The organism is Paenibacillus ottowii (genome assembly GCF_050516475.1).
GTDB classification, from domain to species: Bacteria; Bacillota; Bacilli; order Paenibacillales; family Paenibacillaceae; genus Paenibacillus; species Paenibacillus ottowii.
The window spans coordinates 1327039-1345023 of record NZ_CP191577.1 but is presented as its reverse complement, the minus strand read 5'-3'; the positions used below and the strand labels follow the sequence as shown (position 1 = coordinate 1345023).

15 protein-coding genes, 1 tRNA gene and 1 other annotated feature are annotated in these 17985 nt (G+C 47.9%); of the genes, 15 read left to right on the top strand and 1 reads right to left on the bottom strand.

Features of this window, described 5'->3' with window-relative positions; genetic code table 11:
- The first annotated feature begins 2 nt into the window (after nt 1-2).
- From ACQQ6X_RS06330 to ACQQ6X_RS06315, 4 genes are all read left to right on the top strand, one after another.
- Nucleotides 3-785, top strand: a complete 783-nt coding sequence (locus tag ACQQ6X_RS06330) for an RNA-binding protein (RefSeq protein WP_305164633.1) — start codon at nt 3-5, stop codon at nt 783-785.
- A 172-nt stretch (nt 786-957) separates the two neighbouring features.
- Nucleotides 958-1467, top strand: a complete 510-nt coding sequence (locus tag ACQQ6X_RS06325) for a DivIVA domain-containing protein (RefSeq protein ID WP_149033651.1) — start codon at nt 958-960, stop codon at nt 1465-1467.
- Between the two features lie 170 nt (nt 1468-1637).
- Nucleotides 1638-1917 (top strand) — a binding site (T-box leader).
- 77 nt (nt 1918-1994) lie between these two features.
- Nucleotides 1995-5084: an isoleucine--tRNA ligase gene (gene ileS / locus ACQQ6X_RS06320; protein ID WP_305164632.1), complete on the top strand. Its 3090-nt coding sequence runs from the start codon at nt 1995-1997 to the stop codon at nt 5082-5084.
- Nucleotides 5085-5223: 139 nt separating this feature from the next.
- A complete protein-coding gene (locus ACQQ6X_RS06315) occupies nt 5224-5616 on the top strand; it encodes a DUF5665 domain-containing protein (protein ID WP_305164631.1) in 393 nt (130 codons plus the stop codon).
- Nucleotides 5617-5634: 18 nt separating this feature from the next.
- Here ACQQ6X_RS06315 and ACQQ6X_RS06310 read toward each other — a convergent pair whose 3' ends face one another.
- The gene (locus ACQQ6X_RS06310) at nt 5635-6369 is read right to left on the bottom strand and encodes a TraR/DksA C4-type zinc finger protein (RefSeq protein ID WP_063210153.1); all 735 of its coding nucleotides are present in this window, start codon (nt 6367-6369) and stop codon (nt 5635-5637) included.
- 233 nt (nt 6370-6602) lie between these two features.
- On the opposite strand from ACQQ6X_RS06310, the gene lspA reads away from it, so the two are divergent.
- From lspA to ACQQ6X_RS06255, 11 genes are all read left to right on the top strand, one after another.
- Nucleotides 6603-7094 carry a signal peptidase II gene (lspA, locus tag ACQQ6X_RS06305; protein WP_063210154.1) on the top strand — a complete coding sequence of 164 codons (492 nt, stop codon included), beginning with the start codon at nt 6603-6605 and terminating at the stop codon, nt 7092-7094.
- 1 nt (nt 7095) lies between these two features.
- Nucleotides 7096-8067 (top strand): RluA family pseudouridine synthase, encoded by a 972-nt coding sequence (locus ACQQ6X_RS06300; protein ID WP_305164630.1) that lies wholly within the window; start codon nt 7096-7098, stop codon nt 8065-8067.
- A gap of 504 nt (nt 8068-8571) precedes the next feature.
- The gene (gene pyrR / locus ACQQ6X_RS06295) at nt 8572-9132 is read left to right on the top strand and encodes a bifunctional pyr operon transcriptional regulator/uracil phosphoribosyltransferase PyrR (RefSeq protein WP_305164629.1); all 561 of its coding nucleotides are present in this window, start codon (nt 8572-8574) and stop codon (nt 9130-9132) included.
- A gap of 2 nt (nt 9133-9134) precedes the next feature.
- Nucleotides 9135-10049, top strand: a complete 915-nt coding sequence (locus ACQQ6X_RS06290; protein WP_305164628.1) for an aspartate carbamoyltransferase catalytic subunit — start codon at nt 9135-9137, stop codon at nt 10047-10049.
- A gap of 58 nt (nt 10050-10107) precedes the next feature.
- Nucleotides 10108-11430, top strand: a complete 1323-nt coding sequence (locus tag ACQQ6X_RS06285; RefSeq protein WP_305164627.1) for a dihydroorotase — start codon at nt 10108-10110, stop codon at nt 11428-11430.
- A 60-nt stretch (nt 11431-11490) separates the two neighbouring features.
- The gene (gene carA / locus ACQQ6X_RS06280) at nt 11491-12627 is read left to right on the top strand and encodes a glutamine-hydrolyzing carbamoyl-phosphate synthase small subunit (RefSeq protein ID WP_305164626.1); all 1137 of its coding nucleotides are present in this window, start codon (nt 11491-11493) and stop codon (nt 12625-12627) included.
- 1 nt (nt 12628) lies between these two features.
- On the top strand, nt 12629-15844 hold the full coding sequence (gene carB / locus ACQQ6X_RS06275) for a carbamoyl-phosphate synthase large subunit (protein WP_149033646.1): 3216 nt from the start codon (nt 12629-12631) through the stop codon (nt 15842-15844).
- A gap of 123 nt (nt 15845-15967) precedes the next feature.
- Entirely contained in the window at nt 15968-16705 is a 738-nt protein-coding gene (gene pyrF / locus ACQQ6X_RS06270) for an orotidine-5'-phosphate decarboxylase (protein ID WP_305164625.1), read from the top strand.
- Nucleotides 16702-17343 (top strand): orotate phosphoribosyltransferase, encoded by a 642-nt coding sequence (pyrE, locus tag ACQQ6X_RS06265; protein WP_305164624.1) that lies wholly within the window; start codon nt 16702-16704, stop codon nt 17341-17343. The genes pyrF and pyrE overlap by 4 nt, the downstream gene beginning before the upstream one ends.
- Before the next feature lie 148 nt (nt 17344-17491).
- Entirely contained in the window at nt 17492-17656 is a 165-nt protein-coding gene (locus tag ACQQ6X_RS06260) for a hypothetical protein (RefSeq protein ID WP_167669737.1), read from the top strand.
- A 119-nt stretch (nt 17657-17775) separates the two neighbouring features.
- Nucleotides 17776-17849: transfer RNA gene (locus ACQQ6X_RS06255), tRNA-Ile, on the top strand.
- Nucleotides 17850-17985 lie beyond the last annotated feature (136 nt).

Below are 17985 nucleotides of genomic sequence, written 5' to 3'. Positions count from 1 at the left end.
TTATGCGAACTGAGATTTATGAGCATTTTCACCCGGATGAACGGGATTATGTGGATCGCGCTTCCGAATGGATCAGTCATGCGGGAGCTTATCATGAGCAGAAACTGACTGATTTTTTGGATCCGCGACAACAGTACATATTGGAGACACTTGCTTCGAAGGAAGACAAGGTCACGATCAGGGTAGATGGCGGATACACAGCTTCAGAACGAAAGCGGGCGCTGATTGCGCCCGATTATTCGTATTTGGACGATGAAGAAATAGGAATTAAGGTCCTTTCCATTACTTCTGATGATCATAAACTCAATACCCTTGAGCATGGTGATTATCTAGGTGCCATATTGGGGCTTGGAATCAAGCGTGGAAAAATAGGGGACATTCACGTCCTGGATGATGGCTGTCATGTATTGGTAGCATCCGAGATCGGAGATTTTTTGACCATGCATTTGCAGCAGGTGCATCGTGTTCATGTATGGACGGAACTGTTGCCAGTAGCAAGTCTCCGAACGAAGGAAGTTGCATTAGAGGCAATGGATCTGACGGTGGCTTCCTTGCGCTTGGACGGGATTGCTAGCGATGTATACAAATTGAGCCGCAGTAAAATATTAGCACCGATTCGAGCAGGACGATGTCGGGTAAACTGGAAGGTGGAGGAGAATCCATCTACTTCACTTAAAGTGGGGGACGTTATTTCCATGCAGGGATTTGGGCGTTTCAAAATGCTTGAAACAGACGGAATGACAAAAAAGGGTAGATTCCGTGTCAAAATTGGTAAGTTTGTATAGCTGTAGGCAGGATTTATGAGCATTCTGTCGAAAGAATTAACCTATAGCGCAGAACTGGAACGATTTTGCTCTGTACAGTATTCACAAAACGGGTTATGATGACCGATAGATGATAATGAGCGTCGTGACGCGGAAAATGAATTTTTTGTCAATCTTATAGGAGGTGGACGGCATGCCATTAACGCCATTGGATATACATAATAAGGAATTTGCCCGCCGGCTTCGCGGTTATGATGAGGATCAGGTTAATGAATTTTTGGATCAGGTGATCAAGGATTACGAGGGCGTTATTCGAGAAAATAAAGAATTGAGCACCCAGTTGTTAAACGTACAGGAAAAGCTCGACCATTTCGCGACAATTGAGGATACGTTGAGCAAGACAATTATTGTCGCGCAGGAAGCAGCTGATGAAGTTCGCAACAACGCCAAGAAGGAAGCTCAACTGATCGTGAAGGAAGCGGAAAAAAACGCGGATCGTATTGTGAACGAAGCATTGTCCAAGTCCCGCAAAATCGCGTTGGAGGTTGAAGAGCTCAAGAAGCAGGCTTCAATTTACCGAGCACGGTTCCGTACATTGGTGGAAGCACAGCTCGACTTGTTAAGCCAAGACGGCTGGGAAGCACTTGAAAACCGGGAACGCGAAGTGCTGGAACGCGAGCGTGAAATGAAAGAAATTTACTAATTTTGATTTCTGACAAGCTTTTATTCGGTCTTGTTAGGGTTGACTTTTATCTTTAAACAGGCTATAACTGTAAATACTATATGGGATTCAACGATCATCCGTCTATCGGCTGATGGTTGTTATTCAAGGCAACGAAGTTGCTGGTTTGATATTTCGATGAATTTAACATGTTTAATTCGTTGATGGGAACGAGTACGTCATGATTTGTCCCTCAGAGAGTTGGCCTTCCGGTGCAAGCCAACGTTCAGAACATGACTGAAGATCCTCCCGGAGAAGTGGGCTGAAGCGCTTGATTTTATGGCGTGTGTAAGCAATCACCGTCTGCCATGCGTTATAATGGCGCCCTGCTGAAGTTGAGTAGGGCTCAGAGAGTCGTGACCGGATCGTCTTCTTCAGGATGGTCTGTTTACGAAATCAGGGTGGTAACGCGAGCACAGTCTCGTCCCTTTACAGGGATGGGGCTTTTTTTGTTGCTTTTTTTAGTGCGCTAAAACAATCAATGATGAGCAGAGAGGAAGTATGACGTTATGAACAGAGTGGATGTTAAAGAAAAAGCACGGTCCCGTGAACTACGCATCCTGAGCAAATGGAAGCAGGAAGACACATTCCGTAAATCCATCACCAATCGTGAAGGAAAACCTAATTTTGTGTTTTATGAGGGTCCACCAACTGCTAACGGCAAGCCGCACATCGGTCATGTGTTGGGTCGTGTAATTAAGGACTTTGTTGGCCGCTATCAGACCATGAAGGGATACCGTGTCGTACGTAAGGCTGGTTGGGATACGCATGGACTGCCAGTAGAACTGGGTGTGCAAAAGCAACTGGGGATCTCCCACAAACCTGAAATTGAAGAATATGGCGTTGAGAAGTTTATTAAAAAATGTAAAGCGAGCGTGTTCGAGTACGAGCAGCAGTGGCGCGATTTAACTGAAGCGATCGGATACTGGACAGACCTCGATCATCCATACATTACCCTGGACAATAACTATATCGAGAGCGTATGGAACATTTTGGCGACGATTCATGAAAAAGATCTGCTGTATCGTGGTCATCGTGTGAGTCCGTATTGTCCGGATTGTCAGACAACGCTAAGCTCCCATGAAGTTGCACAGGGCTATAAAGATGTGAAGGATCTAAGTGCCACGGCCAAATTCAAGCTGCATAGCAGTGGTGAATATGTACTTGCCTGGACGACAACACCTTGGACTTTGCCGAGTCACGTGGCGCTCGCGGTTAATCCTGAGCTGGAATACGCACGTGTCAAGCAAGAAGATGGTGTATACATCGTTGCCAAAAATTTGGTTGAGAACGTAATTAAAGGCGATCATGAAGTGATTGGCACGCTGTCGGGTTCAGAACTGGTTGGCCAAACTTATACCCCGCCATTTACTTATTTTCAGGTGGAAAAGGGTAACCAGATTCTGGGTGCGAAGTTCGTAACAGACTCCAGCGGTACTGGTATCGTTCATATGGCTCCGGCACATGGTGAGGATGACTATCGCGTATGCCGTGAAAATGGCGTTGGCTTTATCAACGTAGTGGATCTGGAAGGTAACTATGTAGATCAAATCACTGATTTTGCAGGTCGTTTTGTGAAAGATTGCGATGTAGATATTGTCAAAATGCTGTCCGAAAAAGGTTTGCTGTACAGCAAGGAAAAATATGAGCACAGTTATCCGTTCTGCTGGCGCTGCGATACTCCATTATTGTACTATGCGATGGACAGCTGGTTTATCAAGACAACTGCGATTAAGGATCAACTGATTGCTAACAACAGCCAAGTTGAATGGTACCCGGGTCATGTACGCGAAGGACGCTTTGGCAAGTTTTTGGAGGAACTGGTGGATTGGAACATCAGTCGTGATCGCTATTGGGGTACACCGCTCAACATCTGGGTTTGTGAGGAAACTGGAGAACAGTTCGCACCCCACAGTATTGCTGAATTGAGAGAACGTGCGATTGGGGACGTACCAGCGGATATCGAGCTACACAAACCATATGTAGATGATATCAAGGTCCGTAGCCAATGCGGTAAATACGAAATGACTCGCACACCGGAAGTTATCGACGTATGGTTCGATAGCGGCTCTATGCCGTTTGCACAGCATCATTATCCTTTTGAGAATAATGAAACGTTTGCGCAGCAATTTCCAGCAGATATGATCTGTGAAGGCATTGATCAGACTCGTGGCTGGTTCTATAGCTTGCTTGCAGTTTCAACGATGCTGACTGGCAAAGCTCCTTACAAAGCTGTCATGGCAACAGGCCATGTACTGGATGAGCAGGGGCAGAAAATGTCCAAATCGAAGGGAAATGTGATCGATCCGTGGGAAGTGATTGACGAGTACGGTACAGACGCTTTCCGCTGGGCGTTGCTATCCGACAGCGCACCATGGAATAGCAAACGCTTCTCCAAAGGCATCGTAGGCGAAGCCAAATCGAAGCTGGTAGATACGCTTGTCAATACACACGCATTTCTGACCTTGTATGCGGATATTGACGGATTTGATCCGGTACAGCACCCATTCAAGCCATCGGCACACAAGTTGGATCGCTGGATTTTGTCCCGTCTGAACAGCCTGATTTTGGTCGTGGACAAAGCATTGTCCGCCAATGACTTCCTGAACTCATCCAAAGCGATTGAGTCGTTTGTGGATGAGCTGAGTAACTGGTATATCCGTCGTTCACGCGATCGTTTCTGGGGCAATGGGCTTACAGAAGATAAGTTGGATGCATATCGTACACTGACCGAGGTGCTGTTAACGACGGCGAAGCTGCTTGCACCGTTCACACCGCTGCTTGCTGAGGATATTTATCTGAACCTGAGCAATGGGGAAAGTGTTCATCTGGATGACTATCCGTCTGCCAATGAATCCTTAATTGATCTGGAACTGGAACGAGATATGGAGACAGCACGTCGCGTCGTTGAATTAGCACGCAATGTCCGTAATGAAACGGGTTTGAAAACGCGTCAACCGTTGTCTGAGTTGATTCTGTCTATGGATCAGGATTTTGACCTGAGTGGCTATGAGGAAATCATCAAAGATGAGATCAATGTGAAGCATATCCATGTGGAGACAGACGATAGCGGGTTTGTAGATTTTACACTGAAGCTGAATTTGAAAGTAGCAGGCAAGAAATACGGCAAAAATGTCGGATTCCTACAAAACCTTTTCAAAGGAATGTCTGCGGAGGACACACGCTCTGTTGTAGAAAAAGGAGTGCTGAATGTGACTTCTCCAGAAGGGGAAGAGCTGCAAGTTACAGCCGAGGAATTGCTGGTGGAGAAAAAAGCGAAAGAAGGCTTCGCATCTGCTTCCGGCTATGGCTTAACGGTAGCGTTGAACACAGACATTACGCCTGAGCTTGAGCAAGAGGGCTGGGTACGTGAAGTGGTTCGCGCGGTCCAAGACTACCGTAAAAAGCTGGATCTGCCGATTGAAAAGTATGTGGCATTGACGTTGGATGTAGACAACGAACTGCGCCAGGCGATTGAAAGCTTTGACTCTGTGTTGCGTGAGAACGTATTGGTGACCACTGTGACATTTGGTCAAGCAGAACCAGCAGAACATGTAGAAGTGAACGGAAAAACCATCGGCGTTCACATTGGGGAATAATTACAAGCCCCCTGTCCCATAATACAATAACAGGCAGCATATAAAACGAGCCTAAGCATCGGAAACGGGTTTCCTCCGTTACGTGCTTCGGCTCGTTTGCTGCGTTCGGGGCAGCCATGGGAAAAGGGGGATTGTGCATATGACAGCACGGTCAAGGCGCAGACAGGGAAGGGTTCTCCAAGGGATGAGGGGAGAAAGAGCTGTCGTAGCCTCAGATAAGGGTTTAGCAGGTGACCAGGCAGAGAAATTAAATCGTGTGGAAAAGCTGGTACGGACTGTGTCAGAGCAGATGGAACGTACACGTATTGCAGATTACGCTTTGCTGCTGAACAAGCCTTGGCGATTACTTTGGCTAAATCTAATATCAGGAATTTCCCGGGGAGTCGGCATCGCGCTGGGCTTTACCTTTTTTGCCGCTACCATTATATATGTGCTCCAGGTGCTCGGAGCCCTGAATTTGCCGATTATCGGTGATTATATCGCTGATATTGTACGCATCGTACAGCGACAATTAGAGCTTACCACCTACTAGGACGTTTCACTATCAAGATTAAGATTCGTCCTCTTGTATATCTGGCTCCAGCAGACCTTCACCCTCGCCGTCTTCTAAATATCGCTGATAAATAGAACTGCGGACAATGGAGACATTTCTGCCATAAATGTCAGTAGCGACAAAGCTTTCATATGGCTCTACGAAGCCCATATTATCATCACCGGCTTCAATTTCCATATCATCATATCGGTGGATTTCTCCACTTTCCGCCATGGCCGGGGTATTGGAGGTCCCCCAATTTTCAACGATCTGCCAAGCATCTTCACCGTCAAAGCCGTTTTGTTCTTCACGCTCATCCAGGCTTGTTCTACCGAATGCAGGAGCGAGAAATTCCTCCTCTACCGGACGATTGTTGGATACTTCGGTTTCAGGACTGTATTCTTTGCAGTAAATAGTATAGGGAACAGCCAGCAGGCGTTCATAAGGAATGGGTTTACCGCTGGCAGCGCAGATCCCATAGGTACCCTTGTCCATAGCCATCAAGGCTGATTTGATCCGTTCCAATTGAAACTCGTCATGCTCCAGTAAGGAAATATCTTTGGCTCGCTCATAAGTTTCGGTAGCCAGATCGCCTGGATGGTTATCAATGGGGGAAAGCTCACCGGTTTGATCGCGTTGAGAATCGCCGAGTCCGTAATGGTCGTTGTTTTGCAAACGATGCTCAATTTCCTTTTTTCGTTCCAGCAGTTCGTTACGCAAGCCCTGCAACTGTTGCTCCGTCAATGGGGACATGGAATCCTCTCCTTGTTCAAGATTTACATGCATGCGTTGTATCAGGTATGCTCCTTGTAGTGTGCACAGGGAAGACCTCTTTTACATAGGAAATTCTAATCAAATGTGATCGAGTTCATTCCATGTATGGACTGTGCTGAATACCTACGGGACTCGTGGACGATCTGAGAAGGCTTATGCTACAATAAATGGGTTCGACAACGGATATAAGCGGATCGGAGTGACGAAGGACTGTGATTTATTTTGGTATTGCGTTAATTATTTTTTTGATTGATCAGGGAGTCAAATATTTGGTAGCTACGCGGATGGAATTGTATGAGCAAATACCGGTCATCGGCAATTTCTTTTTAATCACTTCCCATCGTAATCGTGGAGCTGCTTTTGGGATTTTGGAAGGGCAACGCTGGCTTTTTATCGTGATTACAATTGTAGTCGTGATCGGGATCGTGTGGTACCTGAGAAAAACAGTCAAAGCTGGGCAGAAGCTGTTGCCTGTGGCGCTAAGTTTGGTGCTTGGGGGAGCGGTCGGTAATTTTTTGGATCGGGCTATCTCGGGAGAAGTGGTTGATTTTGCGCAGTTCAATTTTGGAAGCTACACCTTCCCGATTTTTAATGTGGCAGACTCGGCTATTGTCATCGGTGTTGCACTGATTATTTTGGATACATTGCTGGAATCACGTCGGGAAAAAGGGAATGGCAATGATAGCGTTGAAGGGAAGTCATAGCATGAACGAAGTGAATGAAAACAGCGAATCCACCGATCTGTCTTATGAGGACGAACTGGAGGGTGAATCTCTGGAATGGACAGCAGATTCGGGAGATGTCAAAACACGGATAGACAAATACATCGCCGAAGAAATGAAGGGTGTGTCTCGTTCCCAGATCCAGCTGTGGATCGGGAATGGTCGCGTGCTGGTAAACGGTGCAGCGGTCAAAGCGAACTACAAGCTGGCTGAAGGAGACCATATTGTACTATCGGTACCTGAGCCAGAAAGTGTAGATATTATGCCGGAAAATATTCCGCTAGATGTCGTATACGAGGATTCGGATGTTATTGTCATTAACAAGCAGCGTGGTCTAGTCGTGCATCCTGCACCAGGACACTCGTCAGGAACACTGGTCAACGCACTGATGTACCACTGCCAAGATCTTTCCGGTATTAACGGGGAATTACGCCCCGGTATTGTTCACCGTATTGATAAGGATACATCAGGACTGCTGATGGCTGCTAAAAATGATCAGGCCCACGCATCACTTGCAGCACAGCTTAAGGATCATAGTGTGACTCGGAAATATATAGCATTGGTCCACGGTCATTTGAGCCACGATCAGGGAACCGTAGATGCTCCAATCGGTCGTGATGCAGGTGATCGTAAAATGTTTACGGTGACGGAACGCAACAGTAAGCATGCAGTTACCCATTTTCTCGTTATTGAACGGTTGGGGGATTATACCTTGCTTGAACTTCAATTGGAGACAGGGCGCACACATCAAATTCGTGTTCACATGAAATTCATTGGGCATCCATTGGTTGGCGATCCTATGTATGGACGCAGTAAAGGAGTTCGTATGGAGGGCCAAGCCCTGCATGCAGCGGTACTGGGATTTAAGCATCCAACCACGGGAGAATACTTGGAATTTAGCAGACCAATCCCTCCTGATATGGAGGACGTATTAACGTCCTTGCGTAGTCGCTAATACAACGATGAACTGCTTTTCTATTCAAAAACTTGAATAAATCATTAATTTAGACCGCCTAAATGGCGGTTTTTTTATTGCGAGACAAGGAATGGGTAAAAACAACTATGGATAATTATACAGATATGATGTATATTTATTAAAGTGCTTCCGGTGGTTCCGGTTGAACGGGTGTTGACACGAGATTTTCAATCTGTCATACTTCTTGTAGTTGCGATGAACTTTGTCCAAGAGATGGTTAGCCATCTCGCACTATAAGAAGCAGGACAAAGGAAATCCTGAATAGCACCTTTAAATCAGTCCCGTGAGGCTGGCAAGGTAACGTGAATGGATCACTGATCAGTGCATCCGCTGCGGCGGTATGTCTTCAGTGTATCCGACAGATCGGAGAACAGTGAAAGACTGTTCATACGAGACTCCTTGCCAAACTTAGGCAAGGAGTCTTTTTTGTATCCGAACACGGGACCAGGTCTGAAGGGAACATCACCTGAGGAGGCTGGAAGCATGAGTCATGAAACACATGTACTGATGGATGAAATCGCGATTCGTCGGGCATTAACGCGGATTGCACATGAAATTTTGGAGAAAAACAAGGGGATCGACGATTGTGTGCTAGTAGGTATTCGCACACGCGGAGTTCATTTGGCGCAGCGCTTGGCTGAAAAAATTGCTGAGATTGAAGGCGCACCGATTCCATGGGGAGAGCTGGATGTCACAGCCTACCGGGATGACCGAAGCAACGTTGCCGAGGCGAAAGGAAATGGAAAAGAGCTTTTGATGAATCCTGCCGACGTATCGGTTCATGATAAGAAAGTCATTCTCTTTGACGATGTGCTGTACACAGGCCGCACCATTCGCGCGGCGATGGATGCATTGATGGACTGCGGACGACCGCAAATGATTCAGCTGGCTGTGCTAGCAGATCGCGGACACCGTGAGCTTCCGATTCGTCCGGATTACATCGGCAAGAACATCCCGACCTCCAAATCTGAGGAAATCGTAGTAGCACTTCAGGAGACGGACGGTAAGGACGAAGTGACGATCATTCAGAACCGGGGGGAATAGGTATGATCACAACAGCCAGTCAACTTAGAGAACGTAGCCTGCTCGGATTAAAAGAACTTAGTCGAAATGAAATTGAGTCGATTCTGGATCGTGCTCATTATTGGGAATCACAGTCGCAAAAACTGATTCCAGTTCTACAGTCACGCTTCGCGGCCAACATGTTTTTTGAAAATAGTACACGCACACGCTTTTCTTTCGAAATGGCGGAGAAGCGCCTAGGCGCTCAGGTTTTGAACTTTTCCGCTGCGGCTTCCAGTGTGGAAAAAGGGGAGTCCATCTACGATACGGTGCGTACGCTCGAATCCATGGGCATAGATGCTGGAGTCATCCGGTTAAAGCCAGCCGGAGTGCTGCAAGAGCTTGCTGAGAAGGTCAGTATTCCGCTGGTTAATGCGGGGGACGGCAACAATGAGCATCCAACGCAGGCTCTGCTGGACCTTTACACCATGCGCAAAACTTTCGGTGAGCTGAAAGGCTTGAGAGTATCCATCATAGGCGACATTCTGCACAGCCGTGTAGCTCGCTCGAATCTGTGGGCTTTGCAAAAATTCGGAGCCAAGGTTAGCTTCTGCGCACCGGATAATATGCAAGCACCTGATCTTGCAACGTACGCTCCTTATGTACCGATGCAAGAAGCTTTGCAAGCAGACGTAGTTATGATGCTGCGGGTACAGCTGGAACGGCATGCTGAAGGAATGTTGCGCTCAGCGGATGAGTATCGAGAGCAGTACGGTTTGACAGAAGAAAGAGCAGCGAGCCTTAAGTCCGGAACAATTATCATGCACCCGGCTCCAGTGAATCGGAATGTGGAGATCGACAGTGCAGTGGTGGAAAGCGAGCAATCGCGAATTTTTCCGCAAATGGCCAACGGAGTTCCGATCCGTATGGCGGTTATGGAACGGGCAATGAAGCTGTGAAGCTGTCAGCGGAATCGTAGAAAAAGACGCAAAAAACCTGAGCGGAGGAATATTTCAGATGAAACAATTAATTATGAATGCAAGCGTATTGAACGAGCAGGGCGAGACAGAATTAAAATCCATTCTCATCGCTGACGGAAAAATTGTGGCTATCGCAAATGCGGAAGCCGGGATTAGCCTCATTAAGGAAGAAGGGGCATCCGGGCAAGAGCTCGAAGTCGACAAAATCGACGCCCAGGGAAAGCTGGTCATCCCCGGTCTAATCGACATGCATGTGCATCTGAGAGAACCTGGCTTTGAATATAAAGAAACCATTGAAACAGGCAGTCGCGCTGCGGTGAAAGGTGGATTTACCACGATTGCCTGCATGCCAAACACACGTCCGGTGACGGACAATGTGGACACGGTTCAGCTGGTGCTGAAAAAGGGGCAGGAAGCTGGGCTCGCCAAGGTGCTTCCTTACGCAGCCATCACGAAAAACGAGCTGGGACGTGAACTGACGGATTTTGAAGCGCTCAAGGCAGCAGGTGCCATCGGCTTTACTGATGATGGAGTCGGAGTGCAAAGCGCACAAATGATGAAGGATGCCATGTCACGAGCCAAAGCGCTGGATATGCCGGTCATTGCACACTGTGAAGATAACACACTTGTTGTAGGAGCAGCAGTGACAGACGGTGAATTTGCCAAGCGTCACGGGCTCAAAGGTATACCCAATGAATCTGAAGCCATCCATGTCGGACGTGATATCCTGCTATCCGAGGCAACCGGGGCACATTATCATGTATGCCATGTGAGTACAGAGCAATCGGTGCGATTGATCCGCCATGCCAAATCCTTTGGCATCAAGGTCACTGCTGAGGTATGCCCGCATCACTTGGTACTTTCTGATGAAGACATTCCTGGACTGGATGCTAATTGGAAAATGAATCCTCCGCTCCGCTCTCCGCGTGATGTTCAGGCATGTATTGAGGGGCTGCAGGACGGTACGATTGATATCATCGTAACTGACCATGCAGCACACAGCGAGGAAGAGAAGGCAAAAGGCATGGAGCTGGCGCCATTTGGAATCGTCGGATTTGAGACAGCCTTTCCGCTGTTGTACACCAAATTCGTAGCTACCGGAAAATGGACGCTGGACTTTCTGGTACGCCGTATGACAACTGATCCAGCGCGTGTCTTCCGACTTGATACGGGACGCCTGGAGGAGGGAGCACCCGCTGACCTGACCATGATTGATCTGGAGCAGGAGCAGGCAGTTGATCCACAAACGTTTGCCAGCAAAGGACGCAACACTCCTTTTACAGGCTGGAAGCTCAAAGGCTGGCCTGTGAAAACTTGGGTAGACGGAAAACTGGTATGGTCTGCCGACGAAGCGCAATAATACACAACTACTAAAAAATAGAACCTAATAGCAGGAAACAATATAGAGGAGTGAGACGGGATGCAGGCAAGATTGTTACTTCAGGACGGCACGCTGTTTACAGGCACATCATTTGGTGCGGAAGGTGAAAAAACAGGCGAGGTCGTTTTCAACACAGGGATTACAGGCTATCAAGAGGTGCTGACGGATCCCTCTTATTGCGGACAAATCGTAACCATGACTTACCCGCTGATTGGAAATTACGGAATAACTCGTGATGATTTTGAATCGGTACGGCCTTATGTCCACGGCTTTGCTGTTCGACATTACGAGCCAGCGCCAAGTAACTGGCGTGCTCAATACAGCGTGGGCGATTTGCTGAAGGAATATGGCATCATTGGCATTAGCGACATCGACACCCGCATGCTCACCCGGATTATTCGCCATCATGGCACGATGAAGGGCATTTTGACGACTGGTTCCCAGCCGTTGGAAGAACTAAAAGAAATGATGTCCGACTTGACCATCGAAGAACTACGTAATCAGGTTCCTTTGACCTCTACTCCTCATCCGTACAGCAGCCCTGGCAACGGAGAACGGATCGTATTGATTGACTATGGTGCCAAAAGCGGCATTTTGCGCGAACTGAATAAACGGGACTGCGATGTGGTTGTTGTTCCACATGATACAACGGCTGAGGAAATTCGCCGTTTGGACCCGGACGGTATCCAGCTGTCTAACGGCCCTGGAGATCCGAAAGATGTGCCTCATGCTGTTCGTACGATCGCTGAGCTGTTAGGGGAATACCCGATTTTCGGAATTTGCTTGGGACACCAGTTGTTCGCCTTAGCTTCGGGAGCAGATACGGAAAAACTGAAATTCGGACATCGCGGTGGTAACCACCCGGTGAAAGAACTGGAGAGCGGACGCTGCTTCATCACTTCACAAAATCATGGCTACACAGTGAATGAGGAATCGATTCAAGGAACGGAGCTTGAAGTGACGCATATTAACAACAACGATAAAACGATTGAGGGTCTTAAACATACCAAGTATCCCGCGTTTTCAGTGCAATACCACCCAGAGGCTGCGCCTGGTCCTTACGATAATGGCTACCTGTTTGATCGCTTTCTGGAAATGATCCGTGAGCACAAAAGAAATCAACCCAAGCAACCGCGTCAGGCTGCTATCGCCGCCGCAGTGAGAGGAGAGCGCTAATATGCCGAAAAATACAGAACTTAAAAAAATACTCGTGATCGGTTCCGGTCCTATCGTCATCGGTCAGGCAGCAGAATTCGATTACGCTGGTACACAAGCTTGTCAAGCGCTCAAAGAAGAAGGCGTCGAGGTAGTACTGATCAACAGTAACCCGGCAACCATCATGACAGACACCAATATGGCAGATAAAGTATACATCGAGCCGATTACACTTGATTTTGTAACACAGATTATCCGCCAGGAGCGTCCGGATGGTCTCCTTCCTACGCTGGGAGGGCAGACAGGTTTGAATATGGCAGTGGAACTGGCTCGCGCTGGGGTGTTGGAACGCGAAAACGTGAAGCTGCTGGGAACTCAACTGAATTCAATTGAAAAAGCTGAAGATCGGGACTTGTTCCGCGACTTGATGCGTGAGTTGGAACAGCCAGTACCGGAAAGCGTAATTGTAACAACACTGGAAGAGTCACTGGAATTTGCTAACGAAATTGGTTATCCCATTATCGTTCGCCCGGCTTATACGCTCGGGGGAACAGGCGGTGGGATCTGCGCCACAGAAGAAGAATTGCGTGAAACAGTGAGCTCTGGCTTGCGTTACAGTCCAATCGGGCAATGCTTAGTGGAAAAAAGTATCGCGGGTATGAAGGAAGTCGAATATGAAGTTATGCGTGACGGCAATGACAACTGCATCGTTGTCTGCAACATGGAGAACTTCGATCCGGTCGGCGTGCACACTGGCGACAGTATCGTTGTAGCGCCGAGCCAGACGCTGTCAGATCGTGAGTATCAAATGCTGCGCTCCGCTTCTCTGAAAATTATCCGCGCCCTCAATATCGAAGGCGGCTGTAATGTACAGTTTGCGCTGGATCCGCACAGCTATCAATACTACGTGATTGAGGTCAACCCACGGGTGAGTCGTTCCTCGGCATTGGCTTCCAAGGCGACAGGATATCCGATTGCCAAAATGGCGGCCAAAATTGCATTAGGCTACACATTGGATGAAATTGTGAACCCAGTAACAGGACAAACGTATGCTTGCTTTGAGCCGACATTGGATTACATCGTGAGTAAAATACCACGCTGGCCATTTGACAAGTTCATTTCTGCCAACCGCAAGCTTGGCACGCAGATGAAAGCAACCGGTGAAGTCATGGCCATCGGACGTACATTTGAAGAGTCTATCCATAAAGCGGTTCGTTCTCTGGAAATTGGTGTGCATCGCCTGCATCTCAAGGGTGCCGATCAACTATCTGATGAGGTGCTCAAGGATCGCCTGCGCCAAGCAGATGATGAGCGCTTGTTCTTGGTAGCCGAGGCGTTCCGCCGCGGCTGGAAGCAACAGGATATTCAAGATATAACCCAAATTGATTGGTGGTTCCTTGATAAGGTAGAGGGAATTGTTAAGTTCGAATCCATTATCGCTGGAGAGTCTGAGCTGTCCTCGGAAACACTTTATCAGGCCAAACGAAAAGGTTTTACCGACCGTTCCATTGCCGAGATTCGCAGTATGGGCCAACGCAAGAGTATGACAACCGAGCTTGAGGTTCGTGAATTCCGTCTAAATCAAAACCTGCGTCCTGTCTACAAAATGGTAGATACGTGCGCAGCCGAGTTTGAAGCCACAACTCCGTACTACTACTCCTCTTATGAGGTGGAAAACGAAGTCATTCCATCTAACAAAGAGAAAGTCATTGTACTCGGCTCAGGACCTATTCGGATCGGTCAAGGGATTGAATTTGACTACTCCACAGTGCATGCGGTATGGGCTATTCAAAAAGCGGGTTACGAAGCGGTAATTATTAATAACAACCCAGAGACCGTATCTACGGACTTTAACACGTCGGACCGTCTCTACTTTGAGCCACTTTTCTTCGAAGATGTAATGAACGTCATCGAGCAGGAAAAACCGATCGGTGTCATCGTCCAGTTCGGCGGTCAAACGGCGATTAACCTGGCAGCCCCACTTAGTGCGGCAGGCGTAAATATTTTGGGTACGAGTCTGGAAAGTATCGATGAAGCAGAAGACCGGAAAAAGTTTGAACAGCTTCTATCTCGCCTTGCTATCGCACAGCCTAAAGGCAACACGGTCACCTCGGTAGATGAAGCGGTAGGAACTGCCCAAGCATTGGGGTATCCGGTTCTGGTACGTCCATCCTACGTCCTGGGCGGACGCGCTATGGAAATTGTGTACTCAGATACGGAATTGCTGCGGTACATGGAAGAAGCGGTTAAAATCAATCCGGAACATCCCGTGCTCATCGACCGTTATATGCTGGGCAAAGAAGTTGAGGTCGATGCCATCTGTGACGGTGAAACGGTTCTGGTACCAGGGATCATGGAGCATGTGGAACGGGCAGGGGTTCACTCAGGTGACTCGATCGCGGTATATCCGCCACAACACTTGTCTGACGAGCTAAAGCAAAAAGTCGTCGACATTACGATCAGCATTGCCAAGGAATTGAAAACGATTGGTCTGGTAAACATTCAGTTCGTCATTCATCAGGGTGAGGTGTATGTCATCGAGGTTAACCCTCGTTCCTCACGGACGGTTCCTTTCCTGAGCAAAGTTACGAATATTCCGATGGCAAACCTGGCGACACAGGCCATTTTGGGCGGTAAGCTCAAAGATGCAGGCTATACAGATGGACTATGGCCTGAAAGTAATTATGTCTCGGTTAAGGTTCCTGTATTCTCCTTTGCCAAGCTGCGTCGTGTAGAGCCGACACTGGGGCCTGAAATGAAATCTACAGGTGAAGTTATGGGACGCGATATCCAGTACGCCAAAGCATTATACAAAGGACTCGTAGGCGCAGGTATGAAAATTCCATCCACCGGAGCGATCATCATCACGGTAGCCGATAAGGATAAAGAAGAAGCGGTCGAGCTGATGCAAGGCTTTTATAGACTAGGCTATAAAATTATTGCTACAGGTGGAACGGCAGCTGCATTGGAACAGGCCCACATTCCAGTGAACACTGTTAACAAGCTAAGTGAGGGCAACCCGAATATTCTGGATATGATCCGCACAGGTGAAGCCAACTTTGTCTTCAATACGCTGACCAAAGGCAAAACGCCAGAGCGTGACGGGTTCCGCATTCGACGCGAAGCGGTTGAGAACGGTGTTGTCTGCATGACCTCGCTGGATACAGTACGCGCTTTGTTAAAAATGCTGGAGACGATTAACTTCACATCCGAGTCGATGCCAGTTCTCAGCAACTAACGAGTTATAAATAGATGGCAAAATAAGTAGTAATGGGAAGGACATTCATCAGCTTTTGCTGGCGGATGTCCTTTATCACGGGCACATATACCCGAAATGATGTGAAAAGGGGGATGTAGAACGGTGAACGAAGCATTTCAGCAGATGGCAGGACGGCTGATGGTTGCGTTAGATTACCCGGATGCACAACAGGCTGAGCAGTTCATTCGGCAGCTTGAGGGAATTCCTTGTTATATAAAAGTGGGGATGCAGCTGTTTTATAGCGCAGGACCAGTTTTTGTAGAACAATTAAAATCAAGAGGTTACTCCGTATTTCTGGATTTGAAAATGCATGATATCCCCAACACGGTACGGGGAGGAGCAGAGAGCATTACCCGCCTAGGCGTGGATATGTTTAACGTACACGCTGCTGGAGGACGCAGTATGATGTCTGCAGCCAGAGCCGGAGCCGAAGCAGCGATTTCCGCAGACAGCTCGCTTGCCATGCCGCTAATTATTGCAGTCACACAGTTAACCAGCACGGATCAGACGACCATGAATACGGAGCTGGGCATTCCTGGCACGGTGCAGGATGCAGTCGTCCGTTATGCACAATTGACACGTGAAGCTGGACTGGACGGTGTGGTAGCATCCCCATTAGAAGTGCCTGCGATTCGTGCTGTATGCGGATCTGACTTTAAAACCATAACCCCGGGCATACGCCCGGCAGGCAGCGCTATAGGTGATCAGTCGCGTGTGCTAACACCCGGACAAGCCATTGCCCAAGGCAGCAGCTATATTGTCGTTGGACGACCGATCACGGCGGCACCAGATCCACGCGCCGCAGCAAAACATATTATTGAGGAGATGTTACACGTATGACTACATTAAACAATATACCAGAGCAAATTGCATCCCATCTGTTGCGCATTCAGGCAGTGGCGCTGCGTCCACAGCAGCCTTTTACTTGGACATCAGGTATTAAATCGCCTATCTACTGTGACAACCGTCTGACCATGTCCTATCCGGAGGTGCGTGAATTGATCGCAGACTCTTTTGCGGCTATCATCCGTGAACAATACCCCGAAACAGAGGTTATTGCCGGCACAGCCACAGCAGGGATTCCTCATGCTGCCTGGGTGGCACAAAAGCTAAATCTGCCAATGGCTTATGTCAGAGACAAAGCTAAAGGACATGGGAAAGAGAACCAAATCGAGGGTCGCATCAGCGCCGGGCAAAAGGTTATAGTTATCGAGGATCTCATCTCTACCGGGGGAAGCTCCATTAAAGCAGCCCAGGCTGTAGAGCAAGCAGGCGCTCAGCCGTTAGCTGTACTGGCTATTTTCAGCTATCAATTGGACAAAGCCACTCAAGCTTTTGAAGAAGCAGGAGTGAAGCTGCAAACCTTGTCCAATTACACCGCCTTAATGGAGGTCGCCTTGCGTGAAGGAACCATTCAGGAGGAAGAAATGGAGCTGCTGCGTTCCTGGCGCCAGGACCCGGCTTCCTTTGGTAAATAAGGCTAAAGCATCTAGAGATAGCAGAGCTAATAAATCGTGGCAGTACAGTCACTTTGCATTCAGTATCGATTGTTATAAATCAAGCTGTGTAAATCGAATTCGATCCGGTTACACTAACTCCTACTATCATGTGAAAAGGGGAGTTCGGATGTATTGGGTTTACTATGGCAGACTGTACACGACTAAGTTCCAGGCAGGATGTCTGGCAAAAAGGCTGGAACATGATGGCTGGATGTATGGTTACAATGACCCCCGCGCAGTGGAGGTGTACCGCTCGCGCAAAGGTCGTTATGGTGTCCGATTTATTCTATAGGTTCATAAAAAAAATAAAAAGAAAATTTCGAAAAACTATTGACGAAACACAAGAAAATGTTGTATATTAATTAACGTTGCTGTTACAAATATGTAGCGTGAATATACATATTTTTTTGAGGGCCCTTAGCTCAGTTGGTTAGAGCGGTCGGCTCATAACCGATTGGTCGGGGGTTCGAGTCCCTCAGGGCCCATTTTCTCAAAAACCCTTGCCTAGCAAGGGTTTTTTTGTTGTTCATATGCTTTATTGATAGGATTTGTTTTGGAGAGGTACGTCGTTTATCCTAGTAAAAGGAAAATCAAGGAGTGAGGTAATGAAAACACTGGATG